26 protein-coding genes and 1 riboswitch are annotated in these 26,260 nt (G+C 70.1%); of the genes, 10 read left to right on the top strand and 16 right to left on the bottom strand.

Annotation, left to right across the window (positions count from 1 at the left end; translation table 11 throughout):
- Window positions 1–5: 5 nt before the first annotated feature.
- Entirely contained in the window at window positions 6–746 is a 741-nt protein-coding gene (locus R2K23_RS19730; protein ID WP_316511944.1) for an MBL fold metallo-hydrolase, read from the bottom strand.
- A 36-nt stretch (window positions 747–782) separates the two neighbouring features.
- Between R2K23_RS19730 and fgd the strand changes: the two genes are divergently transcribed.
- Genes fgd through R2K23_RS19715 form a run of 3 tightly spaced genes read left to right on the top strand, consistent with a single transcriptional unit; the run spans window position 783 to window position 5,111 of the window.
- Window positions 783–1,805, top strand: coding sequence for a glucose-6-phosphate dehydrogenase (coenzyme-F420) (fgd, locus tag R2K23_RS19725; protein ID WP_316511943.1), 1,023 nt, complete (start codon window positions 783–785; stop codon window positions 1,803–1,805).
- Between the two features lie 3 nt (window positions 1,806–1,808).
- Window positions 1,809–3,890, top strand: a complete 2,082-nt coding sequence (gene pta, locus R2K23_RS19720) for a phosphate acetyltransferase (protein WP_316511941.1) — start codon at window positions 1,809–1,811, stop codon at window positions 3,888–3,890.
- A gap of 3 nt (window positions 3,891–3,893) precedes the next feature.
- Window positions 3,894–5,111, top strand: coding sequence for an acetate kinase (locus tag R2K23_RS19715; protein WP_316511937.1), 1,218 nt, complete (start codon window positions 3,894–3,896; stop codon window positions 5,109–5,111).
- On the opposite strand, the gene R2K23_RS19710 is transcribed toward R2K23_RS19715, so the two are convergent.
- The 3 genes from R2K23_RS19710 to glnX are packed head-to-tail and all read right to left on the bottom strand — an operon-like array spanning window position 5,108 to window position 9,677.
- Complete coding sequence (locus R2K23_RS19710; protein WP_316511936.1) at window positions 5,108–7,369, bottom strand: serine/threonine-protein kinase PknG; 2,262 nt, start codon at window positions 7,367–7,369, stop codon at window positions 5,108–5,110. The two genes, R2K23_RS19715 and R2K23_RS19710, sit on opposite strands and share 4 nt — an antisense overlap.
- Window positions 7,369–8,361: a glutamate ABC transporter substrate-binding protein gene (locus R2K23_RS19705; RefSeq protein ID WP_316511934.1), complete on the bottom strand. Its 993-nt coding sequence runs from the start codon at window positions 8,359–8,361 to the stop codon at window positions 7,369–7,371. The genes R2K23_RS19710 and R2K23_RS19705 overlap by 1 nt, the downstream gene beginning before the upstream one ends.
- Window positions 8,358–9,677: a protein kinase G-activating protein GlnX gene (gene glnX / locus R2K23_RS19700; RefSeq protein ID WP_316511933.1), complete on the bottom strand. Its 1,320-nt coding sequence runs from the start codon at window positions 9,675–9,677 to the stop codon at window positions 8,358–8,360. The genes R2K23_RS19705 and glnX overlap by 4 nt, the downstream gene beginning before the upstream one ends.
- A 176-nt stretch (window positions 9,678–9,853) precedes the next feature.
- Between glnX and R2K23_RS19695 the strand changes: the two genes are divergently transcribed.
- The gene (locus tag R2K23_RS19695; protein WP_316511932.1) at window positions 9,854–10,351 is read left to right on the top strand and encodes an NUDIX hydrolase; all 498 of its coding nucleotides are present in this window, start codon (window positions 9,854–9,856) and stop codon (window positions 10,349–10,351) included.
- Here the strand turns inward: R2K23_RS19695 and thiE are convergent.
- Complete coding sequence (gene thiE / locus R2K23_RS19690; RefSeq protein ID WP_316511930.1) at window positions 10,332–11,036, bottom strand: thiamine phosphate synthase; 705 nt, start codon at window positions 11,034–11,036, stop codon at window positions 10,332–10,334. The two genes, R2K23_RS19695 and thiE, sit on opposite strands and share 20 nt — an antisense overlap.
- 159 nt (window positions 11,037–11,195) lie before the next feature.
- On the opposite strand from thiE, the gene thiO reads away from it, so the two are divergent.
- The 4 genes from thiO to R2K23_RS19670 are packed head-to-tail and all read left to right on the top strand — an operon-like array spanning window position 11,196 to window position 14,735.
- Window positions 11,196–12,224: a glycine oxidase ThiO gene (gene thiO / locus R2K23_RS19685; RefSeq protein ID WP_316511928.1), complete on the top strand. Its 1,029-nt coding sequence runs from the start codon at window positions 11,196–11,198 to the stop codon at window positions 12,222–12,224.
- Window positions 12,221–12,418, top strand: coding sequence for a sulfur carrier protein ThiS (gene thiS / locus R2K23_RS19680; RefSeq protein WP_316511926.1), 198 nt, complete (start codon window positions 12,221–12,223; stop codon window positions 12,416–12,418). The genes thiO and thiS overlap by 4 nt, the downstream gene beginning before the upstream one ends.
- Window positions 12,411–13,169, top strand: a complete 759-nt coding sequence (thiG, locus tag R2K23_RS19675; RefSeq protein WP_316511924.1) for a thiazole synthase — start codon at window positions 12,411–12,413, stop codon at window positions 13,167–13,169. Before thiS ends, thiG begins: the two co-directional genes overlap by 8 nt.
- Window positions 13,170–13,223: 54 nt before the next feature.
- Window positions 13,224–14,735, top strand: a complete 1,512-nt coding sequence (locus R2K23_RS19670; RefSeq protein ID WP_316511922.1) for a M28 family metallopeptidase — start codon at window positions 13,224–13,226, stop codon at window positions 14,733–14,735.
- A gap of 3 nt (window positions 14,736–14,738) precedes the next feature.
- Here R2K23_RS19670 and R2K23_RS19665 read toward each other — a convergent pair whose 3' ends face one another.
- From R2K23_RS19665 to R2K23_RS19655, 3 genes are read right to left on the bottom strand one after another with little or no spacing between them, the layout of a single operon-like run.
- Window positions 14,739–15,068 carry a hypothetical protein gene (locus tag R2K23_RS19665; protein WP_316511920.1) on the bottom strand — a complete coding sequence of 110 codons (330 nt, stop codon included), beginning with the start codon at window positions 15,066–15,068 and terminating at the stop codon, window positions 14,739–14,741.
- A complete protein-coding gene (locus R2K23_RS19660; RefSeq protein ID WP_316511918.1) occupies window positions 15,068–15,949 on the bottom strand; it encodes an oxygenase MpaB family protein in 882 nt (293 codons plus the stop codon). Before R2K23_RS19660 ends, R2K23_RS19665 begins: the two co-directional genes overlap by 1 nt.
- Window positions 15,946–16,170, bottom strand: coding sequence for a hypothetical protein (locus R2K23_RS19655; protein WP_126335487.1), 225 nt, complete (start codon window positions 16,168–16,170; stop codon window positions 15,946–15,948). The genes R2K23_RS19660 and R2K23_RS19655 overlap by 4 nt, the downstream gene beginning before the upstream one ends.
- 128 nt (window positions 16,171–16,298) lie before the next feature.
- Here R2K23_RS19655 and R2K23_RS19650 point away from each other — a divergent pair, with 128 nt between their 5' ends.
- The gene (locus R2K23_RS19650) at window positions 16,299–17,522 is read left to right on the top strand and encodes a TetR/AcrR family transcriptional regulator (protein ID WP_316511915.1); all 1,224 of its coding nucleotides are present in this window, start codon (window positions 16,299–16,301) and stop codon (window positions 17,520–17,522) included.
- Window positions 17,523–17,627: 105 nt separating this feature from the next.
- Window positions 17,628–19,004 carry a magnesium transporter gene (gene mgtE / locus R2K23_RS19645; protein WP_316511913.1) on the top strand — a complete coding sequence of 459 codons (1,377 nt, stop codon included), beginning with the start codon at window positions 17,628–17,630 and terminating at the stop codon, window positions 19,002–19,004.
- A gap of 4 nt (window positions 19,005–19,008) precedes the next feature.
- On the opposite strand, the gene R2K23_RS19640 is transcribed toward mgtE, so the two are convergent.
- The 8 genes from R2K23_RS19640 to R2K23_RS19605 form a co-directional block, all read right to left on the bottom strand.
- Entirely contained in the window at window positions 19,009–19,287 is a 279-nt protein-coding gene (locus R2K23_RS19640; RefSeq protein WP_316511912.1) for a hypothetical protein, read from the bottom strand.
- Window positions 19,288–19,303: 16 nt separating this feature from the next.
- Window positions 19,304–20,788, bottom strand: a complete 1,485-nt coding sequence (locus R2K23_RS19635) for a flavin-containing monooxygenase (protein WP_316511911.1) — start codon at window positions 20,786–20,788, stop codon at window positions 19,304–19,306.
- A 45-nt stretch (window positions 20,789–20,833) separates the two neighbouring features.
- A complete protein-coding gene (locus tag R2K23_RS19630; RefSeq protein WP_316511910.1) occupies window positions 20,834–21,448 on the bottom strand; it encodes an alpha/beta hydrolase family protein in 615 nt (204 codons plus the stop codon).
- Window positions 21,438–22,289 (bottom strand): bifunctional hydroxymethylpyrimidine kinase/phosphomethylpyrimidine kinase, encoded by an 852-nt coding sequence (thiD, locus tag R2K23_RS19625; RefSeq protein WP_316511909.1) that lies wholly within the window; start codon window positions 22,287–22,289, stop codon window positions 21,438–21,440. Before thiD ends, R2K23_RS19630 begins: the two co-directional genes overlap by 11 nt.
- Complete coding sequence (thiC, locus tag R2K23_RS19620; RefSeq protein WP_396892402.1) at window positions 22,286–23,914, bottom strand: phosphomethylpyrimidine synthase ThiC; 1,629 nt, start codon at window positions 23,912–23,914, stop codon at window positions 22,286–22,288. The genes thiD and thiC overlap by 4 nt, the downstream gene beginning before the upstream one ends.
- Window positions 23,906–24,015: riboswitch (TPP riboswitch) on the bottom strand. Its footprint overlaps the gene before it by 9 nt.
- Before the next feature lie 58 nt (window positions 24,016–24,073).
- On the bottom strand, window positions 24,074–24,397 hold the full coding sequence (locus tag R2K23_RS19615) for a hypothetical protein (protein ID WP_316511907.1): 324 nt from the start codon (window positions 24,395–24,397) through the stop codon (window positions 24,074–24,076).
- 100 nt (window positions 24,398–24,497) lie between these two features.
- The gene (locus R2K23_RS19610) at window positions 24,498–25,517 is read right to left on the bottom strand and encodes a DUF222 domain-containing protein (RefSeq protein WP_316511906.1); all 1,020 of its coding nucleotides are present in this window, start codon (window positions 25,515–25,517) and stop codon (window positions 24,498–24,500) included.
- Window positions 25,518–25,581: 64 nt separating this feature from the next.
- Window positions 25,582–26,214, bottom strand: a complete 633-nt coding sequence (locus R2K23_RS19605) for a class I SAM-dependent methyltransferase (protein ID WP_316511904.1) — start codon at window positions 26,212–26,214, stop codon at window positions 25,582–25,584.
- Between the last annotated feature and the right edge of the window lie 46 nt (window positions 26,215–26,260).

Raw genomic sequence — 26,260 nt, 5'->3', positions numbered from 1 at the left:
ACCTGTCAACTTTGGGCTTGTCGGGTCAGTTCGCGGATGGGGCCGCGCCAGACGTCACCGTGGCCGGGGACCAACACCTCGGTCTCCAGCATGGCCAGCGCGTCCAGGCTTCGCAGGCACCCGGCGTCGTCGTGGTTGAACACCGAATGCAGCAGCTGCGGTCCGCGGCGCGCGGACGTCGGGTGGCCGGTCACCAGGGCATCCCCGGACACCAGCACGCCGTCGACCAGGTAGGAGCAGTGCCCCCCGGTGTGCCCCGGCGTCGGAATGGTGATCGGGCGCCCGGGCAGGTTCGCACCGACGTCCTCGGTGAAGACCCGCGCTGACGGGATGCCCTCCCGGATCAGGGCGCCCTGGCCGAGGATCTGCACCGACCACTTCAGCCAGCGCGGCTGCCACAGGTGCTGCACCAGCCCGGCCGGAGAGGCCTGTTCCAGGTAGTCCCGCTTGGCGTGGCCGATCTCGTCGGCATGGCAATAGACCGGGGTGCCGTGCTCGGCGGCGAACCAGATCGCGGTGCCCAGATGATCGATGTGGGCGTGGGTCAACAGGATCGCCATCACATCGGAGGCGCGAAAACCGAGGCGGCGCAGCGACGCCAGCACCTCGCCGCGCTGGCCGGGGAACCCCGCGTCGATGAGCACCACCCCGTCGTCCTCGGCGATCAGGGCCCAGTTCACCAGGTCGGTCCGGACCACGTGAACGAGGTCGGAAACTCCGATCAGCTCGCCCGAAGCAGGTGCCATCCACCAGAGTTTATGTGGTGGGGGTAGAAAGTAGGCGTGGCTGAACTCAAGCGTGAACTGAAACTGGGCTATAAGGCGTCGGCGGAGCAGTTCGCGCCGCGGGAACTGGTGGAGTTGGCGGTCCTGGCCGAAGCGCACGGCATGGACAGCGCCACCGTCAGCGATCACTTCCAACCCTGGCGACACGAGGGCGGCCACGCGCCGTTCTCGCTGGCCTGGCTCACCGCGGTCGGCGAGCGCACCAAGCGCCTGCAGCTGGGCACCTCCGTGCTGACCCCTACCTTCCGGTACAACCCCGCGGTGATCGCGCAGGCGTTCGCCACCATGGCCTGCCTGTACCCGGGCCGGGTGTTCTTGGGGGTGGGCACCGGCGAGGCGCTCAACGAGATCGCGACCGGGTACGCCGGCGAGTGGCCGGAGTTCAAGGAGCGGTTCGCGCGGCTGCGCGAGTCGGTGCGCCTGATGCGTGAGCTGTGGCTCGGCGACCGGGTCGACTTCGACGGCGAGTACTACCAGACCAAGGGCGCCTCCATCTACGACGTGCCCGAGGGCGGGGTGCCGGTCTACATCGCCGCCGGCGGACCCGTGGTGGCCCGGTACGCCGGCCGGGCCGGCGACGGGTTCATCTGCACCTCCGGCAAGGGCGCCGAGCTCTACCAGGACAAGCTGATCCCGGCGGTGCGCGAGGGCGCGCAGAAGGCCGAGCGCGACCCGGAGAGCATCGACCGGATGATCGAGATCAAGATCTCCTACGACACCGACCCAGAGCAGGCGCTGGAGAACACCCGGTTCTGGGCGCCGCTGTCGCTGACCGCCGAGCAGAAGCACTCCATCGACGACCCCATCGAGATGGAGAAGGCCGCCGACGCGCTGCCCATCGAACAGGTCGCCAAGCGCTGGATCGTCGCCTCCGATCCCGACGAGGCGGTGGCCAAGGTCAAGGACTACGTCGACTGGGGCCTGAACCACCTGGTGTTCCACGCCCCCGGCCACGATCAGCGCCGCTTCCTCGAACTCTTCCAGCGCGATCTGGAACCGCGGCTGCGCAAGCTGGGTTAGCCCGTGACCAACGGCGACAACCGCGGCGTGTCCGGCATCTACATCGCCTCGCCGGAGGGGGACACCGGCAAATCGACCATCGCGCTGGGCATCCTGCACCGGCTGGCGGTCACGGTTCCGCGGGTCGGGGTGTTCCGCCCCATCGTGCGGGAGGGGCAGAAGCGGGATTACATCCTGGAGTTGCTGCTGGCGCGCACCACCGCGGGACTGAGCTACGAGGACTGCGTCGGGGTCACCTATCAGCAGGTGCACGACGACCCGGACGCCGCGATCGTCGCCATCGTCGACCGCTTCCACGCGGTGGCCCAGCGCTGCGACGCGGTGGTGATCATCGGCAGCGACTACACCGACGTCGCCACCCCCAGCGAATTGGAGGTCAACGCCCGGATCGCCGCCAATCTCGGCGCGCCGGTGGTGCTGGCGGTGCGGGCCAAGGGTCGCACCCCGCAGGAGGTCGCCCAGGCGGTCGGGGTGTGTCTGGCCGAGATCTCCAGCCAGTACGCGCACACCGCGGCGATCGTCGCCAACCGCTGCGAGCCCGAGCACCTCGACGCGGTGGCCGCCGAACTCACCGGTTTCGGGCCGAAGGCCTACGTGCTGCCGGAGGAGCCGGTGCTGGTGGCGCCCTCGGTCGCCGAACTGCGCGACGCGGTGGGCGGCACCCTGATCAAGGGCGACCAGGAGTTGCTGGGTCGCGAGGTGCTCTCGGTCATGGTGGCCGGGATGACCGCCGACCACGTGCTGGAGCGGCTCAAGGACGACCAGGCGGTGATCACGCCCGGCGACCGGTCCGACGTGGTGCTGGCGCTGATGAGCGCGCACGCGGCCGACGGCTTCCCGTCGCTGGCCACGATGATCCTCAACGGCGGGCTCGAACTGCACCCGTCGATCGCAGCCCTGGTCGACGGCCTGGGCTCGCGGCTGCCGATCATCGCCACCGACCTGGGCACGTTCGACACCGCCAGCGCGGTGGCCGCCACCCGGGGCCGGGTCACGGTGGGCTCCCAGCGCAAGATCGACACCGCGATCGAACTGATGGCCCGGCACGTCGACGTCCAGGACATGCTCGACCAACTCGCCCTCCCGATCCCGGACGTCACCACGCCGCAGATGTTCGAGCACGGCCTGGTGGAACGGGCGCGGGGGAACCGCAAGCGCATCGTGTTGCCTGAGGGCGAGGACGACCGCATCCTGCGCGCGGCCGGCCAGCTGTTGCGCCGCGGGGTCGCCGACCTGACGATTCTGGGTGACGACGTCCAGATCCGTTTGCGCGCCGCGGAACTCGGCGTCGACCTGGCCGAGGCCACGGTGCTGAATCCGAAGACCAGCGAGCTGTGCGACCAGTTCGCCGAACAGTACGCGCAACTGCGCAAGCACAAGGGCATCACGGTCGAGCAGGCCCGCGAGATCATCCACGACGTGTCCTACTTCGGCACCATGCTGGTGCACAACGACATCGTCGACGGCATGGTGTCCGGCGCCGCACACACCACCGCCCACACCGTCCGGCCCGCGCTGGAGATCGTCCGCACCTCGCCGGGCATCTCGACGGTGTCCAGCATCTTCCTGATGTGCCTGTCGGACCGGGTGCTGGCCTACGGCGACTGCGCCATCGTGCCGGATCCCACCGCCGAGCAGCTCGCCGACATCGCGATCAGTTCCGCGCGCACCGCGGCGCAGTTCGGGATCGACCCGCGGGTGGCCATGCTGTCGTACTCGACGGGTAGCTCCGGGGCCGGCGCGGAGGTCGAGAAGGTCAGGGCGGCAACCAAGTTGGTCCGCGAGCGCGCGCCGGAGCTGCTGGTGGAGGGGCCCATCCAGTACGACGCGGCGGTCGAACCGTCGGTGGCGGCCACCAAGATGCCGGACTCGGCGGTCGCCGGCCGCGCCACCGTGCTGATCTTCCCGGACCTCAACACCGGCAACAACACCTACAAGGCGGTGCAGCGCAGCGCCGGTGCGATCGCGATCGGCCCGGTGCTGCAGGGCCTCAACAAGCCGGTCAACGACCTGTCCCGGGGCGCACTGGTCGAAGACATCGTCAACACGGTGGCCATCACCGCGATCCAGGCGCAGGGGGAGTAGCCGATGCAACGTCCGGTGCGGACGGTCCTGGTGATCAACTCCGGCTCGTCGTCGATGAAATTCAGTCTGGTGCAGCCGGATGCCGGCGTTGAGGTGGCCGACGGCATCGTCGAACGGATCGGTGAACGCGAGTCGCGGGCCGAGGTGCAGTTCGACGGCCGCGAGGTCGAGCGGCGCGCCCCGGTCGGCGACCACGACGCCGCGCTGCGGCTGGCCTTCGAGCTCCTCGACGAGGCGGGCGGCAAGCTGGACGACCTCGGCATCGTCGCCGTCGGACACCGCCTGGTGCACGGCGGTCGGGACCTGTACCGGCCGACGATCATCGACGACGCGGTGGTGGCCAAGGCCCGGGAGCTGGCACCCCTTGCGCCGCTGCACAATCCGCCCGCCGTACTCGGCGTGGAGGTGGCCCGCAAGATGCTTCCGGACCTGCCGCACATCGCGGTCTTCGACACCGCGTTCTTCCACGACCTGCCCGCCGCGGCCGCCACCTACGCCATCGACCGGGACCTGGCCGAACAGTGGCGGATCCGCCGGTACGGCTTCCACGGCACCTCGCACCAGTACATCAGCGAGCAGGCCGCCGAATTCCTGGACCGGCCCCTGGATCAGCTCAACCAGATCGTCCTGCACCTCGGCAACGGGGCCTCGGCGTCGGCGATCGCCGGCGGCCGGCCCGTGGACACCTCGATGGGGCTCACGCCCATGGAGGGACTGGTGATGGGCACCCGCAGCGGTGACATCGACCCGGGCATCGTGTTCTACCTCGCGCGCACCGCGAAGCTGCCGGTCGAGGAGATCGAGTCGATGCTCAACCGCCGCTCCGGGGTGTACGGATTGGGCGGGGACAACGACTTTCGCGAACTGCACCGGATGATCGCCGCCGGTGCCGAACCCGAAGCGTCCCAGGCGCAGCTGGCCTACGACGTGTACATCCACCGGCTGCGCAAGTACATCGGCGCCTACCTGGCGGTCCTCGGCGACACCCACGTCATCACCTTCACCGCCGGGGTCGGTGAGAACGACGCCAAGGTCCGCCGCGACGCGCTGACGGGGCTGGCCCCGCTGGGGGTCGAACTCGATGAGCACCTCAACGAGAGCCCGTCGCGGGGCGCGCGGGTGATCTCCGCGGAGAACTCGCCGACCACGGTGCTGGTGATCCCCACCGACGAGGAACTCGCGATCGCGCGGGCCTGCGTCGCGGTGCTCGCCCGCGACTAGAACGTGCTGGTCGGCCGCACCGTGTTGGCCATGTCGACCAGCGTGTAGCGATGCGCGCGGCTCGGGGCCTGACGGGCCAGCGCGCGCAGGGACGCCTCGACGCCGAGTTGCAGCCCGTGCAGGGTGAACGGGAAGCCCAGGATGTGGTTGGTGCCGGCCTCGTGGTCGATGATCCAGTCCAGCGCGGTGCCCAGGACCAGGGCCCGGATCTGCAGCACCCGCGGTTCGGTCTCCGGCAGCGCCTCGACGCGGCGGGCCGCGTCGCGGATCTGCTGTTCGGTGACCTCGCTGATGGACCGGCCCGACAGCAGCGTCACGGCGCTGGTGAGCCGGGCGGTGGTGAAGTGCCTCGAGGCCGCCGGCACCTGGTCGAGCGTCTTGACCGCGGCCTCGCGCTCACCGGCGACCGACTGCGCGCGGGCCAGCCCGAAGCCGGCCGCGATCACGCCGTCGTCGGTGCGCCACACGGTCCGGTAGAAGTCCTGATCGGTGGTGCTGCCGGACAGTTCGGCGGTCGCGGCCAGCGCCAGTTTCGGCGCCAACTCGCCGGGCAGCAGGTCGAGCACCTCCGTGAAGTGCTTTGTCGCCGAGTCGTAGTCGGCCGTCAGCAACTCCGAGACCGCACGGAACCACACCAGCCGCCACTGCCAGCCCACCCGCTCGGCCAGATCCTCCAGCTTGCGGGTGGCCTTGGCGACGTCGCCGAGGTCCAGCAGTGCGCGGATCTCCATCAGCGGCAACTCGATGGATTCGCTCAGATCGATGCCCTCCGAATCCAGCGCGCCGTGGCGGGCGGCCCGCAACGAGTCCAGCGTCTGGACCGGCTGCGAGAGCACGTTGGCCGACAGCACGGTGGCCGCCACGTCGTTGCGGTCGACCAGCGGCACGGGCAGCGCGGTGACGATCTCGGCGGCGGTCAGCTTCTCCGAGTGCGGCTTTCCGTCCAGGTAGACGTCGGTGTGGGAGACCAGCAGGTCCACCCCGAACGTCGACCGGGACCGGCTGAACACCGTCGACAGGCCGGGGCGCGGCACCCCGGTGTCGGCCGCGACGACCTCGCGCAGCACGCCGAGCAACTGCCCGGACATCTCGTCGGCGGTGCTGAACCGGCGGCGCGGATCGGGGTCGATGGCCCGGCGCAGCACCCGCTCGAAGCTGTCGTACTCGTCGAGCACCGGGTCGTCGGCCGGCAGCCCGTCGACGTAGCGGCCGTTCTTGGTGTGCAGGCGCAGGGTCAACGCGGCCAGCGTGCGGCCCACGGTGTAGATGTCGGTGGCGATGGTCGGTCCGGTGCGGACGATCTCGGGGGCCTGGTATCCCGGTGTGCCGTACAGGTATCCGAACGAGTTGATTCGCGAGACCGCGCCGAGGTCGATCAGCTTGAGCTGCTCCTCGGTGAGCATGATGTTCTCGGGCTTGAGGTCGTTGTAGCACAATCCGAGGGAATGCAGATAGCCCAGCGCGGGCAGGATTTCGAGCATGTAGGCGATCGCCTGGGCCACCGGCAGCCGCTCGTCGCGGCTCTGTTTGAGCGACGTGCCGCCGACGTACTCCATCACGATGTAGCCCACCGGGTCACCGTGGCTGTCGGGGTGCTCGACGAAGTTGTAGATCTTCACGATCGACGGGTGCACCACCTCGGCGAGGAACTGCCGCTCGGCCATCGCGATCGCCTGGGCCTCGGCGTCGCCGGAATGCACCAAACCCTTGAGCACCACCGGTCTTTCGTTCACGTTGTGGTCGACGGCCAGGTACACCCAGCCCAGTCCGCCGTGCGCGATGCAGCCCTTGATCTCGTACTGGTCGGCGACCATGTCGCCGGGGCCCAGCTGCGGCAGGAACGAGTAGGCGCTGCCGCAGTACGGGCACCAGCCCTCCGAGAGCGCCTTGCCCTCCGCGGTGGAGCGCCCCACGGGTTTACCGCAGTTCCAGCAGAATCGCTTGGATTCGGCCACCACCGGATTGGTCATCAACGCCTTGAGCGGATCGATCTCGGGGACCCGCGGGATCTCCACCAGGCCGCCGCCGAGGCGCCGCGCCGGCGCGATGGCCCGGGTGGCGATGGTGACGTCGTGGGGCTCGGTGCCGACCGTGGTGCCGTACAGGTCGTCGTCGTCATCGTCGAAGTTGGGCCGGAAGATGGCCTGGGTGGCCATCGGCCGCATCGTCGACGCGGAGTCCAGCATCAGCTCGGCCGGCTGGGTGCTGGGGCCCCCGTCGTCCCGGTCGACCGCGGTGTTCTCGTCGAGTTCGGCCATCAGCTCACCGAATCCCGGTATCTGGGGGCCGGCGGCGCCGGGGCCGGACCCAGCACCGTGAGCCAGCGCCGGTACAGCGTGTTCCAGGTGCCGTCGCGGCGGATCCGCTCCAAGGTGCCGTTGACGAATCGCACCAACCCGGGGTTGTCCTGGTTGATGCCGATGCCGTACGGCTCTTGGGCCATGCTCGGGCCGACGATGTGCAGGAACGGGTCCTGGGCGGCCAGTCCTGCGAGGATGGTGTCGTCGGTGCTGACCGCGTCCACCTGGCGCTGCTGCATGGCGACCAGGCAGTCCGCCCAGGTGACCACCGAGATGATGATCGGCGCGGGGGAGATCGCCTGGACCCGCTTCAGCGAGGTGGTGCCCTCGACTGCGCACACCCGCCGGCCGGACAGATCCGAGGCGCGCGTGATCGCCGAATCGCGTGGCACCAGGATGCGTTGGTACGCAGTCAGATACACGGTGGAGAACTCCACCAGTTGGCGCCGTTCGCAGGTGATGGTCATGGTCTTGACGACGATGTCGACCTGGTTGTTGCGCAGCGCCGCGATGCGGCCGGACGAGGACAGGATCCGGTACTCGACCTGGGTCGGGGTGCCGAAGATGTCGCGCGCCACCTCGCCGGCGATGTCGACGTCGAATCCGGTGATCGCGCCGGTGATCGGATCGCGGAAGGAGAACAGGTTGTTGCCGATGTCCAGCCCGACGATCAGCCGGCCGCGGTTGCGGATGTTGGCCACGGCGGCCTCGGCCTCCTTGCGGTCGGTGAACGGCCGCAGACTGGCGGTGGCGTCGCAGTCCTCGTCGTCGGGGTCGGGCATCGCGACCGGGTCCGGCACCAGCTCCTTGAGCCCGGCCGGCGTCGGCGGCGCCAGCGTCAGCCCCGGCACCGTGGCCCCCGGATCGGATTGGGCGCAGCCGGCCGCGACGCCGACGGCCACCGCCAGCGCGGTCGCCGCCGCGCCGAGTCGGCGCAGTCCCGCGATCATCGGTACTCACCCATCCGGGGCCACAGGCCCAGCGCGACCGCGATGGCCGCGCCCAGTGACAGCACCACCGCGCCGACGGTGGCGCCCGACAGGGTGCGGCCGGCCCGGGTGATGTCGCTGCGCAGCCGGTCGCGGCTGTTCTGGATGCCCTCGGCCAGCGCGGATTCGAGCTTGTCGAACGCCGGGGTGGAGTCGTCCTGGCCGGTGCCGAGCGCGACCTGGGTCGCGGCCTGGTAGTTGCCCACCGAGATGTAGGCGTTGATCCGGTCGTCGGCGGCCCGCCACTTGGCCAGCAACTGGTCGGCCTCGGCCAGCGGGGTCTTGTCGACCGCGTCGTCGCGCTCGAGGTAGTCGGCGAGCTGCTGCTGCATGGTCTCGATGCGCTGGTAGTACGACTGCTTGCGGACGTCCTCGTCGCCGCGGCGGATCAACGACAGCGTCTCGTCGGCCCGGGCCTGCTGAGCGGTGATCGCCAGATTCGTGACGGTCTTCAGCGACGTGGCCGCGGTGTTCTGCGCGCTGCGGCTCACGGCGGTGGAGATGACCAGCGCGGTGCCCACCCAGACGACCATCACCATGATCGCCATGCCGCCCGCGACCAGACCGATGTTGACCCGGCGCCGGGTGCGCCGCGCCAGCCAGCGGTGCGCGAACGCGCCGAAAAGGATGGTGGCCGTGACGATCAGGATCACCGGCGACGGGATCCGGGTCGACGCCGTGGTCTCCTCGTCCACCTGCGACGAGGTCGCCTGATAGAGCCGCTGCGCGTCGGGCAGGATGTTCTCCTGCATCAACGACGAGGCCTCCGACAGGTACGACGACCCCACCGGATTCCCGGCCCGGTTGTTGGTCCGGGCGGTTTCGATGAGGCCGGTGTAGACGGCCAGGTTGGCGTTGATCCGCGCGGTCAGCTCGCGCATGTTCTCGTCGGTCAGGCCGCTGGCCGCCCGGGTCAGCGCGGCCGCGGCGTTGGTGATGGCCTGCTCGTAGCGCTGCCGCACCGGGCGGGGCTCGGCCCCGGCGATGAACGCGGTGGCCGCCGCGGCGTCGGCCACCGACAGCGTGGTGTACAGCTCGCCGGCGGCGAACGACAGCGGCTCGGTGTGGTTGAGCACGGTCGTCAGGGCCTGCTGGCGGTGATCGATGGTGTTCGACGTGGCGAACGCGCTCGCCACGCCGAGGGTGGCGAGGATGACGCCGAGCGCCAGGATGCGCCCGGGGGTGGTCCAGAGGAACCACCAGCGCGGGTGCGCCGGCTCGTCGGGCGACCGGGACGCCAGCGGCTCGGTGGACGGGTGCGCCAGCTCCACCGTCACCGTTGCGGCCCCTTTGCTCTTCCGAATCCCAGTGTGTCCCGTGCGACCCGACCCGTCCTGACCGCAATTCTAAGAGCCCATTGTGAAAGTTGGTACGTGATCGCGTCCCGCGCGTCGATCGCGGCCGAAGCGAGCGGGGCACGCACCGCAATCCCGTTCCGCCTATCCTTGTGCCCGTGCGAGGCGACGGTGACGGGTGGGTGGTTTCGGAGGAGGGCGCCCACTACTGGGGTCGCCACGGTGCGGCGGGTCTGCTGTTGCGGGCGCCGCGCGCCGACGGGACGGCCGCGGTGCTGCTGCAGCACCGGGCGCCGTGGAGCCATCAGGGCGGTACGTGGGGACTGCCGGGCGGGGCCCGCGACAGCCACGAGACCCCGGAGGAGGCCGCCGTGCGCGAGGCGCACGAGGAGGCCGGGCTGCCCGCCGATCAGGTGACGGTGCGCATCAGCGTGGTGACCGCCGAGGTCGGCACCGATGGCAGCGCTACCCACTGGACCTATACGACCGTGATCGCCGACGCGCCGACCCAGCTGGCCACCGTGCCGAACCGGGAGAGCTCCGAGCTGCGCTGGGTGCCCGAGGACGAGGTCGCCGACCTGCCGCTGCATCCGGGTTTCGCCGCCAGCTGGCCGCGGTTGCGCGAGGTGACCGCCACTATCCCGGTGTTCCGCTGAGCTCCGGTGCCTGACCGAGCGCCGCTTTCAACCGGGCTGCGGCCGCGCCCGGGTCCTCGGCGGCCGTGATCGCCCGCACCACCACCACCCGGGTCGCCCCGGCGGCGAGGACCTCGGGTAGCCGCTGCTCGTCGATGCCGCCGATGGCGAACCACGGCTTGGCGGGCCGGCGCGCCGCGGCCGCGCGGACCAGGTCCAGACCCGGCGCCGCCCGGCCCGGCTTGGTCGGGGTCGGCCAGCACGGGCCGACGCAGAAGTAGTCGACCGACTCCTCGAGGGCCGCGTCGACCTGGGCTTCGTCGTGGGTGGAGCGGCCGATCACCTGCCGCGCGCCGATGATGTCGCGGGCCACGTACAGCGGCAGGTCGTCCTGGCCGAGGTGCAGCACGTCGGACTCGGCGGCGCGCGCGATGTCGGCGCGGTCGTTCACCGCGAACAGCGCCCCGTGCCGGCGCGCGGCGTCGGCCAGGATCTCCAGCGCGGCCAACTCTCCGGCGGCCTCGAGCGGGCCGAACCGCTGCTCACCGGCCGAGCCTTTGTCGCGCAGCTGGATGATGTCGACCCCGCCGGCCAGCGCCGCGTCGGCGAACTCCGCGAGATCGCCGCGCTCGCGGCGGGCGTCGGTACACAGGTACAGCCGGGCACCGGCGAGTCGGTCCAGCGGCAGCGGGGTAGGTGGGGTCACGCGGTTCAGGCTATCGCCGACACCTGAGTACCCTGGTCGGAAGTAATCACGGGAGCCCGGCGGACCGGGCTGAGAGTGGACCTGCGCGGCGAGTGTCAGCAGCGCCCCGGTCCTTACCGTCACACCTGATCCGGGTCATGCCGGCGAAGGGAGGGGCAGATGACACCTGCGGTCGGCAGTGGCACCGTCGCCGTGATCGGTGGCGGCGTCATCGGATTGTCGGTGGCCCGTCGGGCCGCGCGGGACGGTTGGTCGGTCCGGGTGCACCGCAGCGACGTACCCGGCGCGTCCTGGGTGGCCGGCGGCATGCTGGCCCCGCACAGCGAGGGCTGGCCCGGCGAGGAGGAGCTCCTGCGCATCGGCCTGGACTCGCTGGCGCTGTGGCGCGCCGAGGGGCCCGGCTCATACCTGGACGGGCTGCCCCCGGAGGTGGTGACGGCGCGGGAATCTCTGGTGGTCGCCGTCGACCGGGCCGACGTCGCCGACTTGAAGACCGTCGGGGACTGGCTGGCCGCCCAGGGCCACCCGGTGGAGCCGACCACGTCGGCCCGCGACATCGAACCGCTGCTGGCCCAGGGCATCCGGCACGGGTTTCGCGCCGGCACCGAGTTGGCCGTCGACAACCGCGCCGTCGTCGCGGGCCTGGCCGCCGAGTGCGAGCGGCTCGGGGTGCAGTGGGCGGGCCCGGTGACCGACCTGGCCGAGGTGTCGGCCGACTCCGTGGTGATCGCCAACGGCCTGGACGCGCCGACGCTGTGGCCGGGCCTGCCGGTGCGGCCGGTCAAGGGCGAAGTGCTGCGGCTGCGCTGGCGCAAGGGGTGTATGCCGGTGCCGCGGCGAGTGGTTCGGGCCCGGGTGCACGGCCGGCAGGTGTACCTGGTGCCCCGCCATGACGGCGTGGTCGTCGGTGCCACACAGTACGAACACGGCCGCGACACGGCGCCCGCCGTGACCGGGGTGCGCGAATTGCTCGACGACGCCTGCGCGGTGCTGCCGGCGCTCGGCGAGTACGAGCTGGCCGAGTGCGGCGCCGGCCTGCGGCCGATGACCCCGGACAACCTGCCGATCGTGGAGCGGCTCGACGAGCGCACGTTGGTGGCCGCCGGGCACGGCCGCTCCGGTTTTCTGCTTGCCCCCTGGACCGCCGAACGGATCGCCAACGCATTGAAAGTGAGTGTCGCAGCATGAAAATTCTGGTCAACGACGAACAGGTCGAGGTCGACGAGCAGACCACCGTCGAGGCGTTGGTCGAACGGCTCGGCTACGGCGACAAGGGCATTGCGGTGGCATTGGACTGGGCGGTGATACCCCGATCCGACTGGCACACCGTGCTCTCCGACGGCGCCCGAGTGGAAGTGGTCACGGCGGTGCAGGGTGGCTGATTCCGTCCTGACCATCGCCGAGCGCAGCTTCGGGTCCCGGCTGATCATGGGCACCGGCGGCGCCGCCAACCTGGCGGTGCTGGAGGAGGCCCTGATCGCCTCGGGCACCGAGCTGACGACGGTCGCGATGCGCCGCATCGACGCCGAGACCGGCACCGGGGTGCTGGATCTGCTCAACCGGCTCAACATCGCGGCGCTGCCGAACACGGCCGGGTGTCGCGGCGCGGCCGAGGCGGTGCTGACCGCGCAGCTGGGCCGCGAGGCCTTGCAGACCGACTGGGTCAAGCTGGAGGTCATCGCCGACGAGCGGACCCTGCTGCCGGATGCCGTCGAATTGGTGCGCGCCGCAGAGCAATTGGTGGACGACGGGTTCGTCGTGCTGCCCTACACCACCGACGACCCGGTGCTGGCCCGCCGGCTCGAGGATGTCGGCTGCGCGGCCGTCATGCCGCTGGGCTCGCCGATCGGCACCGGCCTGGGCATCTCCAACCCGCACAACATCGAGATGATCGTCGCCGCCGCGGGCGTGCCGGTGATCCTCGACGCCGGCATCGGCACCGCCAGCGACGCGGCGCTGGCGATGGAATTGGGCTGCGACGCGGTGCTGCTGGCCACCGCCGTCACCCGGGCGGCCGACCCGCCGACGATGGCGGCGGCCATGGCCGCCGCGGTCACCGCGGGGCACCTGGCCCGGCAGGCCGGCCGCATCCCCAAGCGGTTCTGGGCGCAGGCCTCGAGCCCGCCGCGATGAGCGGGCCGGTCGCCGATCTGATCGTCGCCGCCTGGCGCCGCTAACGTGGTGCGCATGTCAGTTTTCCGAACCAGGTCGCGGGCCGCGCTCGCAGTGCTTGCCGTGCTCGCCCTCGTCGCGGTCGCCGGCTGCGGTCGCGAGACCGCGCCCGAGGGTGAACCGGCCGCAGGCACCGGCGCCGCGGCCGAGTTCGGCGCCACCATCGCCGAGCGGATCGACACCGAGGCGCTGCTGACCCATCTGCGGAACTTCCAGGACATCGCCGACGCCCACGGCGGCAACCGGGCGTCGGGCACCCCGGGGTATGACGCCAGCGTCGACTACGTCGCGAATGCCCTGCGGGAGAAGGGCTTCGAGGTCAGCATCCCCGAGTTCGAGGTGCGGGTGTTCAGCGCCGAGCCGGGCACGGTGACCCACGGCGACGCGACGCTGGTCGCCCGGGCGCTGCAGTACAGCGTCGGTACCGCGCCGGACGGATTGACCGCCCCGTTGGTGCCCGCCCGGGTCAGCGAGGCGCCCGGTTGTGCCAAGCCGGACTTCGACGACCTGCCGATCGCCGGCGCGATCGTGCTGGTCGATCGCGGGGTGTGCCCGTTCACCCAGAAGGTGGCGCACGCGGTGGCCGCCGGCGCGGTCGGCGTGGTGATCGCCAACAACGTCGACGAAGAGAAGATGGGCGGCACGCTGGGGGAGAAGAACGAGGTGCAGGTCCCGGTGGTCAGCGTCGGCAAGGACGACGGCGCGCGGCTGCGGGCGAATCCGGGCCCGGTGACCGTCCGGGTCACGGCCGAGACGCGTCAGCACACCGGCCGCAACGTCATCGCGCAGACCACCACCGGCGATACCGACAACGTGGTGATGGCCGGCGCCCACCTGGACAGCGTGCCGGAGGGCCCCGGCATCAACGACAACGCCTCGGGGGTGGCCGGGGTGCTCGAGGCGGCCCTGCAACTCGGCAGCGCGCCGCCGGTCCGCAACGCCGTGCGTTTCGCGTTCTGGGGGGCCGAGGAACTCGGCCTGGTGGGCTCGCAGCGTTACGTGGAGTCGCTGGACCTCGAGGAACTCACCGCCATCGCGATGTACCTCAACTTCGACATGATCGGCTCGCCCAACCCCGGCTACTTCACCTACGACGGCAACCAGTCCGCCCCGCGGGGCCGCAACGACCGATCGCCGTGGGTGCCGGAGGGCTCGGCCGGCATCGAACGCGAGCTGACCGCCTACTTGGACGCGGCCGGAAAGCCGGGGCAGGACACCTTGTTCGACGGTCGGTCCGACTACGACGCGTTCACCCTGGCCGGCGTCCCGTCGGGCGGGCTGTTCACCGGCGGCGAGGCGAACATGACGGACGAGCAGTCCGAGCTGTGGGGCGGGCGGGCCGGCGAGCCGTTCGACCCGAACTATCACAAGCCCGAGGACAACATCGACAACGTCGACGCCACCGCGCTGGGCATCCACGGCGCCGGGGTGGGTTTCATCGTCGGGCGATACGCCCAGGATCTCAGCGGCCGCAACGGCGTCCCGGTACCCGAGGACCGGACCCGGCACGTGCTGACGGGGTCCTGACGCTCAGTTCCGGGACTGCGGGCTCACCACCCGCGTGCCGCGCAGCGCCAACGTGAGCAGCACCGCGGCTCCCAGCACCATGGTCGGGATGGCCCAGACGCGTCGGATCAGCAGTGCGGACTGGCACGCGTCGGTGCTCGGCCCGGGCCCGCCGTCGACGATCTCGGCGTGCGAGAGGTCGGCGAAAAACCCCGAGCCGCAACTGATCTGCAGGCCGTAGTTGTCAAATTCGGACAGGTACACCGGCTGCCACATGGTCAGCACCCCGATCAGCAGCACCAGCCCCGCCGCGATCATCGCGAGCAGGCGGCGCGTGGTGAGTGCTCCGCCCATCAGATCAATCTCTTTCCCCGCCGGACCCTCCTGCGGATATCCGCCAGCAACACGTGGCTGCCGCCCTGCCGAATGAACCTGGGCAGAAACCGGTTGACGAAGGACACCAGCAGGAACAGCCGCTCGAACCACCGCTGCCGCCGCGGCGACCAGTCGACGCCCAGCGCGTCGCGGAACACCGGCGCCAGGAACCCGACGGTCAGAAACCGCAGCAGCGGGCCGAATCCGGGGCGCAGCAGAGCCGAGACCATCCGCAGGTGCAGCAGATCGGTCAGGTAGCCGCGCACCGCCGCATCCATCGCGACCTGCTCGCATGCGGTGTTCCAGTACTCGTCGAAGGCCGCGCGGGTGGGCGGCCATTGGTCCTCGGTGACCTGCAGGGTGGTGCCCAGGGTGAAGGCCGAGCGGTAGAAGATCTCGGCGTGCTCGCCGGTGAGTTCTCCGCGCAGCAGTTGGTAGGTGTCCTCGAGCCCGACGAACAGGCAGGCCGCCACCCACATCTGCAGGTCCCGGTCGAAGGCGTTGTAGCGCACCGGGCTCTCCGGCGTCGAGCGCACCTGACGGTGTGCGCCGTCCACGGCGTCGCGGTAGGCGAGGCGGTCTTCGTCGGTGCCCAGGATGGCGACCGCGAGGTAACTGAACGTGGTGCGGGCCCGTTTCCACGGGTGGTGCATCAGGCTGCCCGAGGTGACCTTGCTTTCCACCACGCCGTGGCCCACCCCGGGCCAGGACAGCTGCATGACCACGTTGGCCGCGCCGGCCGCGAACGACCAGAAGTCCATCGCGTCGCCGACCGTCGGTTCCCGATCGTCCCACCGGGTGGTGCGCCGCCCGATGGTGATCCGGGTGTCGGCGGTGGACAACGGGCGCGACGAGTTCACGTCATGCACACGTTCGAGAACAGCAGGACCGGCCAGGACACGATCGATCCGAGGAAGGACACCACCAGATCGGCGCCCTGCAGGTGTTCGAGGTGGTCGGTGTGGGTCATTGACCAGATGGCCCCGATGATCAGGTACGGGGTGCCGAGGATGATGCCCAGCCCGATGAGTTCGGCGATGGTGAACTGGTAACTCAGCACCGAACGAAGCTTGGCGAGCATGGGCGCGTCCCTTCCTTGCGTGACCACTATGTTAACGATGGTTCGGCTGGGGCGTGCCGGGTTGGCGGACATTTTGTCGTGCGCTCGGTTCACCGATGCGATCGAGAACGCCGGTCTAGTGTGGGTGCGTGCCGACAAGCCGAGCCGCCACCGCCGACGGCGTTCGCCGGCGTCCGAAGGACCGCAAAGCGCAGATCGCCCGCGTAGCCGCGGAGGCGTTCAGCAAGCGCGGCTACCACGCGGTCGGCATGGACGACATCGCCGCGCAGCTCGACATCACCGCGACCGCGCTCTACCGGCACTACGCCAACAAGTACGACCTGTTCCGCGCCGCGGTGCTGACGCTGGGCCAGCAGCTGGTCGACGCCACCGCCTTCTGCGACGACGAGGCCGCGGCGGGCATCGAACCCCTGGACTTACAGGCCCGGGTGGTCGGGGCCATCGCGGACGTCGCGATCGCCAACCGGGACCGCGGCGGGTTGTACCGCTGGGAGGGGCGCTACCTGCAGGGCGAGGATCAGGCCCGGCTGATGACGCAGATCCGGCTGGTCAACCGGCGGATCCAGCAGCCGATGCGGCAGCTGCGGCCCACGCTGGCCTCCGTCGAGCGCTGGATGTTGTCCGCCGCGGCGCTCAGCGTGATCGGCAGCGTCGCCGACCACCGCGCCAAGTTGCCGGTCGCTCAGATCCGGGCGCTGCTGGCCCGGGTGGCCGCCGACATCCTGGCCGCCGAGCTGCCCACCGCCCGCGAGATCGCCGCCGAGCCCGTCGTGACCCCGCGGCCGCTGGCCGAACCCGACGCCGTCGGGCGCTACGAGGCCGTCCTGCAGCAGTCCCTGGTGCTCTTCGACAAGCAGGGCTATCACGAAACCAGCATGGGGCAGATCGCCGCGGCGGTCGGGATCCCCACCTCGGCGATCTACCGCTACTTCGCCGGCAAGCAGGACATCCTGTCGGCGGTGTTCCACCGCGGTGCCGACCGGGTTTCCGCGGAGTTGGCGTCGGTGCTGGCCGGCGTCGGCGATCCGACCGAGGCGCTGCGGCGGCTGGTCGGGGCCTACGTGGCCAGCTCGTTCGCCAGCCCGGAGCTGGCCTATGTGTACTACACCGAACGCGTCAATCTCAGCGCGGCCGACCAGGACATGCTGCGCAACGTGCAGCGCGCCACCATCGACTCCTGGGTGCGGCTGCTGGTATCGGTGCGCCCGGAGGTCACCCAGGGCGAGGCGCGCTTCCTGGTGCAGGCGGCGATGGCCCTGGTGATCGATCTGGGCCGGTTGGGCGGCTACGCGAACTCGGCGCGCCTGCAGGCCGGACTGCGCCGGCTCATGCTGGTGACGCTCGGCGTGTAGCCCGCGGCTCGTTTGTCATCCGGTCATCTAGTACCTGTATTAGGGAGGCCATGAGCAGCCCGGGACCGCCCGAGCGCCGAACCTCTGCCGTGAAGGTGACCGCTGATGTCTGAGATTTCGTTGAGCCAGTTGCAGGATGCCGATCGGGACGCGGCGACCAAGGCGGTCGAGGACGCGATGGACGGCGACCTCGACCTGCCGGAGCTGACCACGGCGGTGCGTTCGCTGCCGGCCAGCTGGGTGGTGGAGATCCTCGACCGGCTGTCCTCGAAACGGGGCGCGGTGCTCTACCGCCTGCTGGAGAAGGAACAGGCCCTCGAGGTATTCGAGAACCTCGACCCCAGCCTCCAGGGCGACCTGGTGGGCGCGCTCCAGGACGACGACGTCGCGGCGCTGTTCGCCGACCTGGACCCCGACGACCGCGTCGAACTTCTCGACGAGTTGCCGGCCACGGTTGCCCGTCGGCTCCTGCAGGGTCTTCCCCCGCAGGAGCGGGCGCTCACCGCCGACATTCTCGGCTACCCGCAGGGTTCCATCGGCCGCCGGATGAGTCCCGAGTTCGTCGCCGTGCGCCCGGAGATGACGTGCGCCGAGGCGTTGCGCCGGGTCAGCGAGCACCTGGACGACGCCGAGACGGTGTACACCATGCCGGTGACCGATGCACACCGCGTGCTGGTGGGCATCGTGAGCCTGCGCGATCTGATGAAGGCTCCGGTCGGCACGGCCGTCGCCGAGGTGATGCAGCGGCCGCTGGACGTGCGGGCCACCGACGACGCCGAGGAATCCGCCCGCCGGTGCGCGGACCTCAAGCTGTTGGCGTTGCCGGTGGTCGACAACGAGAACCGCGTGGTCGGCATCCTCACCGTCGACGACGCGCTGTCCATCCTGGAGTCCGCGGACTCCGAGGACCAGGCCCGCATCGGCGGCGTCGAGCCGCTGCGTCGGCCGTACCTGACCGCGCCGGTGACCGGCCTGGTGCGCTCCCGGGTGGTGTGGCTGCTGGTGCTGGCGGTCGGCGCGACGCTGACGGTGCAGGTCCTCGAGGTGTTCGAGGCGACCCTGGAACAGGTGGTCACCCTGGCCCTGTTCGTGCCGCTGCTGATCGGCACCGGCGGTAACACCGGCAATCAGGCCGCCACCACCGTGACCCGGGCCCTGGCGCTGGGCGACGTCCGGCCCCGCGACCTCGGCAAGGTCGTGTTCCGGGAACTGCGCGTCGGCCTCCTGCTGGGAATCCTGTTGGGCTCGTTGGCCTTCGCGGTCACCGGTTTGATCTACGGCAGCGACATCGGGCTGGTCATCGGTCTGACGTTCGTGAGCCTGTGCACCATGGCCGCCTCGGTGGGCGGCGCGATGCCGCTGCTGGCGCGGGTGGTGCGGGCGGACCCCGCAGTCTTCTCCAACCCGTTCATCTCGACCTTCGTCGACGCCGCCGGCCTGCTGATCTACTTCGGCATCGCGAAGGCCGTGCTGGGGATCTGAGTGCTCAGCGGGTGCTGCGTGCCGCGCTGAGCCCCAGGTAGCCGAGGTAACCGGCGCCGGCGAGCAGCGCCGCCTTGCGGGTCTTGGCGCTGAGCAGACCCAGGCCCAGCGCGGTCTCGATGCCGCCGTGGGCGTAGATGCGTTGCTGGGTGTTGCGCGGGAACAGCGGCTTGGTGATGGGCTCGAACAGCTGTGGACGAACGAAGTGCGCCACTCCGGTGGCGGCGAGGGTCAGGCCGGCGATCTTGGGCAGGGCGGCAGGCTTGCTGGAGACGTCTGACACGGACGGACCTTTCTGTTCAACCGAATTCGTAGTCGGTGACGGGGAAACTCGCGGCTTCTCGCAGTGCGGCCCGGGTGGTCATGGGACGCAGCAGCGTGGCCTCACCGGCCGGATTGTAATAGTACGAGCGGGCCGAGGCGCAGTCCCCGGTGGTGAACAGCGAGTCGCCGAGCAACCGGGTCATCTGGTCCAGGTAGCGCGCGTTGGCGTCCTCGGTGACCTCGAAAGTCGTTGCGCCGCGCCGCTTGAGCTCACCAAAGAGGCGGTCCATGTGCCGCATCTGGTAGTCCATGGTGTTGAAGAAGTTCAGGCCCAGGAAGGCGTACGGGCTGGCCAGGCTCAGGAAGTTCGGGAAATGCGGCACCGTGACGCCCTGGTACGCCTGGAATCGGGTGTCGCGCCACCACTTTCCCAGATTGCGTCCGTCCCGCCCGATGACCTCGATGGCCGGGAAGTTGGCCTCCCACAGGTCGAATCCGGTGGCCAGCACCAGGGTGTCGATCACGGTCTTGGTGCCGTCGGCGTTGACGATGCCGTCGGTCTCGATGCGCTCGATGCCGTCGGCCTGCAGGTGCACGTTTCCCCGGGTGAAGGTGCGGTAGTAGCTGTTGGAGAACGTCGGGCGCTTGCAGCCGAACTCGTAGTCGGGGGTGAGCTTGCGGCGCAGGTCCCGGTTCCGGATGGACAGGAATCGATGCACGTTCGCCAGCTGGCGGGCGGCCACGTTGAGTCTGCCGACGCTGTCGTAGCGCAGCACGCCGACGTACACCAGGAACTCGTAGAGGCCGTCGGTGATCGCGCGCACCGCGCGCTGGGTCGCCGGGACCCGGGCGAACAGCCGGCGCACCAGGGCCCCGAAGCGGATGTCGATCTTGGGCACCACCCAGATGGGGGTGCGCTGGTACACGGTGAGATCCGCGGCGCGGCTGGCCAATTCGGGGATCAGCTGCACCGCGGTGGCGCCGGTGCCGATCACCGCGATGCGCTGCCCGGCGGGGTCGTAGTCGTCGTCCCAGTCGGTGGTGTGCAGGACCCGCCCGGTGAACGTCGTGATGCCGGGGATCTCCGGCATCCGCGGCTGCGACAGGAAGCCCGTCGCGGTGATCAGGAAGCGAGTACTCAGCGTGTCCCCGGCTTCCAGGGCCACCTGCCAGGTTGCGGTCTCGTCGTCCCAGCGGGCACCGCTGACGACGGTGTTGAACCGCATGTGGCCGCGCACGTCGTACTTGTCGGCGACATCGGCGGCGTACTGCTTGATCTCGGGACCCGGGGTGTAGAGCCGGGACCAGTTGGGGTTGGGCTCGAACGAGTAGCTGTAGGTGGTGGTCGGCACGTCGACGGCCAGGCCCGGGTAGTGGTTGACGTGCCAGGTCCCGCCGAGGTCGTCTTCCCGGTCCAGGATCACGAAGTTGTCGTAGCCGAGGCGGCGCAGTTCGATCGCGGCGCCGATGCCGCCGAAGCCGGCGCCCACGATCACGAAGTCGAACTCCGGTGCTGCCATCCTGGCACCGTATCTTACTCAAAAGTAAGATGGAAGGGCGGTTTGCTAACTCAGCAGCGCCAGGGCCGCCTCGACGGCCAGGGCGGGGACGTCGAGGGTCTTGGAGCCCAGGTCGTGGCGGGCCTTGACGATCTCCACGACGGTGCTGGGCCCGCCGAGCAACTCAGCGGCCGCGCGCAGTTCCTCGATGCTGCCGAACGGGTCCGCCGTGCCGTGGGTGAAGACCGTCGGTGCGGTGATGTCCGGCAGGTGCTCGGTGCGGGCGCGCTCGGGCTTGCCGGGCGGATGCAGCGGGTAGGAGAACAGCGTCAGCACGTCGACGGCGGCCCCGTCGGCCACGGCCATGGACGTCATCCGCCCGCCGTAGGAGTGCCCGCCGGCGAGCACCGGCCCGTGACCGAGGTCGTGGGCCATCCCGATGGCCTCGACGATGCCGGCCTGATCGGTCTTTGCCGAGCCCGACGGCGGCCCCTTGGGGCGGCGCCGCCGGTAGGGCAGGTTGTAGCGGACCGCAAGCCAGCCGCGCCGGGCCCACTCGTCGCAGATCCGGATCAGCAGCGGGGACTCGCGGCTGCCGCCGGCGCCGTGGGTGAGCAGTACCGTGCCCGCCGGGTCGCCGTCCGGCGGGTGCGCGACGCCGGCGATGGCCTCAAGATCCATCGGGCAGGCCGCGCAGCCGGAACAACGCGTTGACCGGGCCGTGGCCGTGGCCCAGCGGGTAGGCCGCCCGGATGCACTCGGTGACCCAGGCTTTCGCGAACGCCACCGCGTCGGGCACCGAATAGCCGTGCGCCAGTGCGGATGCGGTGGCGGCGGCCAGGGTGTCACCGGCGCCGTGGTCGTGGCCGGTGTCGACGCGGGGCGCGGCGAACTCGTGGAACTCCGTGCCGTCGAACAGCAGGTCCGGACTCAGTTGTGAGGACCGCAGGTGTCCGCCTTTGACCAGCGCCCATTGTGGTCCCAGCGCGTGCAGCGCGCGCGCCGCCTCCCGCTGGGATGCCTCGTCGACGACGTCGATGCCGACCAGCAGTCGGACCTCGTCCAGGTTGGGCGTCACCAGGGTGGCCAGCGGGAACAACTCGGTGCGTATCGAGTTCAGCGCCGAGGGGTGCACCAGCGGGTCGCCGTGCATCGACGCGCACACCGGGTCGACCACCAGCGGCGTTTCGCCGGCCAGTCCCTCGGCCCGCCAGGTCTCGGCGACACACTCGATGATCTCCGCCGAGGCGAGCATGCCCGTCTTGGCGGCCCTGATCCGGATGTCGGAGGTCACGGCCCGGATCTGGCCGGCGATGATCTCCAGCGGGATCTCGTGAAAGTCCTTGACGCCCACCGTGTTCTGCACGGTGACCGCGGCCAGCGCCACGCAGCCGTGCAGGCCGAGCATCGCGAACGTGCGCAGATCGGCCTGGATGCCCGCACCGCCCCCGGAATCGGAGCCGGCGATGGTCAGCACCGACAGCGGCGCCTGGCCGGGCGGCGGCAGCGGCAGGACGTTCATGGCGTCGATTCTGACATGGTGGCCTCCAGCGGCAGGTAGACCCGGTTGCCGCGCTCGGCGAACTCCGCGGACTTGGCCGCCATGCCGCGTTCGATCTCGCCGGCGGTGCCGTCCGGGTAGGCGTCCCGGATGTCCTGGGTGATCCGCATCGAGCAGAACTTCGGTCCGCACATCGAACAGAAGTGCGCGGTCTTGGCCGGGGCGGCGGGCAGGGTCTCGTCGTGGAACTCGCGCGCGGTGTCGGGATCGAGCGCGAGGTTGAACTGGTCCTCCCAGCGGAACTCGAACCGGGCGGTGCTCAGGGCGTCGTCGCGCTGCTGGGCGCGGGGGTGGCCCTTGGCCAGATCCGCGGCATGCGCGGCGATCTTGTAGGCGATGACGCCGTCCTTGACGTCCTTGCGGTTCGGTAGGCCGAGGTGTTCCTTGGGCGTGACGTAGCACAGCATCGCGGTGCCGGCCTGGGCGATCACGGCGGCACCGATGGCCGAGGTGATGTGGTCATATCCCGGGGCGATGTCGGTGGCCAGCGGGCCCAGGGTGTAGAACGGTGCCTCCTCGCAGAGCTCCTCCTCGAGGCGGACGTTCTCGACGATCTTGTGCATCGGGACGTGCCCGGGGCCCTCGATCATCACCTGTACGCCATGGCTTTTCGCGATCTTGGTGAGCTCGCCGAGGGTGCGCAACTCGGCGAACTGGGCCGCGTCGTTGGCGTCGGCGATCGATCCGGGCCGCAGGCCGTCGCCGAGCGAGAAGGTCACGTCGTAGCGGGCGAAGATCTCGCAGAGCTCGGCGAAGTGGGTGTAGAGGAAGGATTCGGTGTGGTACGCCAGACACCAGGCCGCCATGATGGACCCGCCGCGTGACACGATGCCGGTGACGCGGTCGACGGTCAGCGGGATGTGCCGCAGCAGCACCCCGGCGTGCACCGTCATGTAATCGACACCCTGCTCGCATTGCTCGATCACGGTGTCGCGGTACAGCTCCCACGTCAGCTTCGTCGGTTCGCCGTCGACCTTCTCCAGCGCCTGATAGATGGGCACGGTGCCGACCGGGACAGGGGAGTTGCGCAGGATCCACTCGCGGGTCTCGTGGATGTTCTTGCCGGTGGACAGGTCCATGATGGTGTCGGCGCCCCACCGGGTGGCCCACACCATCTTGTCCACCTCCTCGGCGATCGAGGAGGTCACCGCGGAGTTGCCGATGTTGGCGTTGATCTTCACCGCGAACGCCTTGCCGATGATCATCGGCTCGCTCTCGGGATGGTTGTGGTTGGCGGGGATCACCGCGCGGCCGGCGGCGACCTCGCTGCGCACGAGTTCGCTTGGTACGCCCTCTCGTTCGGCGATGAAGACCATCTCGGCGGTGATCTCGCCCGCGCGGGCGCGTTGCAACTGGGTGCCGCGATCCCGGACGACCGGGCGGCGCGGCAGCCCGGCCTCGAGGTCGATGCGCGCATCCGGATCGGTGTACGGACCGGAGGTGTCGTAGACGTCCAGATGCTCGCCGTTGGTCAAGTTGATGCGCCGAAACGGCACCCGGGCGCCGTCGGGAAGTTCCCGATATACCTTGGTGCTGCCCGAGATCGGGCCAGTCGACAGGTTGGCAACAGCCGAAATATCACTCATCACTGCACTCCCTACGCCGGCATTACCCGGTCAGGTTCGTACGGTCGACGACCCCAGTCGTCCTCTCAGCGCGCTCGGTGCGCACTCCCGTGTGGTTGTATCCGCGCCCACCATAGTGCGCGCCGCCGTGGACCGCCAGTGCGGTGTGACTCCGGCGGGTCAGAAGGGTGGTGGGTCCGGTGGTGGGTCGGGGTTTTGGGCGTAGTGCGCGGCGTTGAGGTTGCGTTGGTAGGTGATGCGCGCGGCGCGGTCTTGGGCTCGGGTGATCCGGCGGGTGGGCATGGCATGCCCGCGCCCCGGGAATGGTGCTGGGCTCTCGGCGGGCAGGTCGAGGACCCCGGTCGGGCGGGCCAGCACCGGAAACAATTGCCCACCATGGGGTTTGGTGACATAGGTGTGCCCGGTCGGCGCCGTCCACAGCACCGTGCCATTGGGCAACTGCCTGTCGGACCACCACCGCGACCCGGTGTAGAACGTCTTCAACAAATGATGCGCACGGCACAGCAATTTCAGGTTCGAGGCATGAGTGGGGCCCTGCGGCCACGGCACCGTATGGTCGATATCGCACACCTCGGCGCGGGCCTCACAACCGGGGAACCGGCAGGTCAGATCCCGCCGCCCGAACAAAGTTCGCCAGCGCCGCCGAGGGCCGATACCGCGGCTCGGGGGCACCGCAGTCCCCGGGATGGGGCAGCGAGCGCTGCTGGGCGCCGGCGGCCATCGCCGCGGCCAACGCCTGCGCGTCGAGGAACCCGAACCCGGGAATGTAGCCGCGCTGCCCGGCCGGGTCGGTCAGCACCGTGATCACCACCTCCGGTGCCGCCGGGGCCGACTCACCGGCCGTGGGGCACTCGGCCTGCCCGCACCGACACGCCAACCGCGTCGCCCCGACCGACAAGGCCCCGACCGCATCGGCGCGGCGTTGGGCCTTGGTCCGCGGATCGGCGGCACACACCGTGGCCGCCAGCTGCTCCAGCCGGGTATCGAAGGCGATCGCGTCCGGCGCGGCCAAAGTACCCCACAACTCGGCGGTCCCCTCGGTCTCCGCCCCGATGCCGACCTCACGGTCCTCGACCCGATCGCGCGCCGGCTTGGCCGCCAGCCGATCGATCTCGAGCACACAGGCATCGAGCACCTCGGCGAGCTTCTTGCGCGACAACCGGTTCCACCGATGCACCTGCCGCGCCAACGCCCGATCCAACACCGCCACATCAGCATCATCGAGCACCAACTCGGTCCGCGACACAATCGCCGCGACCACCCGATAATCCACCCGCCCGGCGGCGAACACCGCCGCCACCTTCGGCAACCGGTCAAACAAGCTCGTCGCCACCCGGATCACCCCCGCCGCCCGCGCCCGGCTGATCCCCAACGCACACCCCACCTCGGCACTGACCTGCTCATGACCATCGATGAGCCACTGCTCACGCTCCTCGGCATCGACCTCCTGCAAACGCCGATGAAACAACTCCGCCACCGCAGCCAACCGCCGCGCCGCCGTCGCCGCCTCCCACCGCGCCGCAGCCCCCATCGCCTCGATCAACCCAGCCGTATCCCGCCCCGTCACCTCACTGACCGGCGGCAACACGTCCATATCGAACATACGAGCGAGTATGCCACCAAGGGCAGACAAGACGCGGTCTCCCGGGGAGATGGCCGTTACGGCCCTATCGCCGCCGGGCCTGCACCAGCGACGACCGCAGGCGCAGGGGGCTGCCCTCGGGGCCGGCGACCTCGCGGGGGAGATCGTCGTCGACCCGGACCAATTCCCAGCGGTTATCCAGGGCCGCGGTGACGTCGGCGGAGGTGAAGAACACCGCCTGCGGCATCGTGCCGCCGGAGATGTCGAGGCTGGCGGGGTGGTGCCCGACGATCAGCAAGGTTCCGCCGGGGCGCACCGCGGCGGCCAGTCGGCCGAACGCCGCTGTCCTGCTGGCGATCCCGTGCAGATAGTGCGCGGACACCAGGTCGAAGGACTCCCGCGGCGGCGCCCAGGAATCCAGGTCGGCTTCCCGCCAACGGATCCGATCGGAGGCCTCCGCTCCCAACTGTTCGGCGGCCCGCCGTCCGCGTTCCAGCGCGTCGGCGACGAAATCGACTGCGGTGACCGTCCAGCCGCGTTCGGCGAGATGCAGAGCATCGGCGCCCTGGCCGCAACCGGCGTCGAGTGCGGCGCCCGGCGGTAACGCGGCTGCCACCTCGCGCAGCGTGTGATTCGGCGAGGCAGTGACCGTCGGCGTTCCCCCGTCGACGGACTGCCAACGCTGTTCCCAGAACGACTTGCTCAGTTTCTGCGTCATGGGTCCGACGGTAGAACTGCCTTGCCGAATACGCATAGAATCATGC

Source organism: Mycolicibacterium sp. MU0050, from assembly GCF_963378085.1.
In the GTDB taxonomy this organism is placed as follows: Bacteria; Actinomycetota; Actinomycetes; order Mycobacteriales; family Mycobacteriaceae; genus Mycobacterium; species Mycobacterium wendilense.
This window is presented reverse-complemented; position numbering and strand designations above follow the sequence as displayed.